Here is a 1227-nt window from a genome sequence, read left to right on the forward strand (position 1 = left end):
GAGTCCCTGTACGGGGACTCGGGCCCACCGGCGTTGCACGACCCGGTCAGTGCACTACGGGTCAGGCCTTGGCTCCGGCCGCGCTGCGACGGCGGGCCACGAAAATCGCGCCGCCGAGTGCCGCCGAGGCCACCAGGCCCGCACCGACCGCCACGTCCGTGTCACTGGGGCCGAACGAGCCGCCCAGCCCGCCGTGCGCACCGCGCCCCGCGAGGACCGTGAACTGGTGGGTGGCGACCATCGCGTTGTCGCTGCACTTCACCGCGAGGTTGTAGTGGCCCGGGGTGGCGTGGTCGTTGATCCGGGCCGACGCGTACCCCTTCCCGCCCGCCGACAGGCTGGCCTGCGGGAAGGCGTTGGACGTCACCGTTCCGCCGTGGCCGCAGCCGGTCGCCGCGATGGAGATCGTGCTGCCCTGATGGACCGAGTAGGGGTTGACCGTGACGTTGCTGGGGCCGTTGGTGGCGGCGGCCGGCGCAGCGGCGAAACCGACGGCGGCGCAGGCGACGGCGATCGCCGCGTAGGCGCGTGAAGCACGCATCGTAGAACCTCCATGGGAAGACGCTCCGGAGCGGTGCTCCGGGAAATTCGACGAGTACGTCTCCCATGACGAACCCTCACTTGGGCCTGCGGCTCCCGCATTTCGCACTGGGCCGGACCGGTGACGTAACGCGCCGTTGCGGTGACTTCAGGCGCCCTGCGATCTGACGGTCCACCAGGTGACCCGGCGTCAGAACGCCTGCCCCGCCACCCGTTCGCACTCCGCACCTCGCCGCCTCGACGCCGCGCGCTTAGCGTCCGTACCTGACGGGCGGATCCGTGCTCGTCGGGCGGGCGGGGCGCGACGAAGGGAGCAGCAACATGGGGCAGGAATGGCGCGGCGCGCACCCGAAGAGGCGTGCGCCGTGGGGTGCCCTGGCGCTGGCGATGCTCACCGGGCTCGCGCTGCTGCGCAACGGCAGCGACGTCACCTTCGGGCCGCCTCAGCCGGCCGCGGCAGCCGCCCGGGACAACGGTTCTGACGGATCGTCCGCTCCGCGGCGGGCGGGGGTCGCGGCGCTGCCGTACGCACCGGCGGCCCGCGTCCGTATCCCGGCGGTCAAGGTCGACGCCCCCGTGGTGGACGTGGGCCTCGACCAGGAGGGCTGGATCGAGGCTCCTCCCCCGCAGGACGCCAATCTGGCCGGCTGGTACCAGAACGGCATCGCGCCCGGCCAGAACGGCACG

Annotated in this window: 1 protein-coding gene and 1 pseudogene; one reads left to right on the top strand and one right to left on the bottom strand. The window is 72.8% G+C overall.

The window, feature by feature from the left end; translation table 11 throughout:
- Window positions 1-61: 61 nt before the first annotated feature.
- On the bottom strand, window positions 62-541 hold the full coding sequence (locus ACWGIG_RS38965; protein ID WP_453326450.1) for a hypothetical protein: 480 nt from the start codon (window positions 539-541) through the stop codon (window positions 62-64).
- Window positions 542-861: 320 nt separating this feature from the next.
- Between ACWGIG_RS38965 and ACWGIG_RS38970 the strand changes: the two are divergent.
- Window positions 862-1227, top strand: a pseudogene (locus ACWGIG_RS38970) (class F sortase); the annotation flags it as partial.

It is taken from the genome of Streptomyces sp. NPDC054863 (assembly GCF_053610825.1).

Coding starts and splice junctions, on each gene's coding strand:
- ACWGIG_RS38965 (WP_453326450.1), bottom strand. CDS start 541: ATGCGTGCTTCACGCGCCTACGCGGCGATCGCCGTCGCCTGCGCCGCC.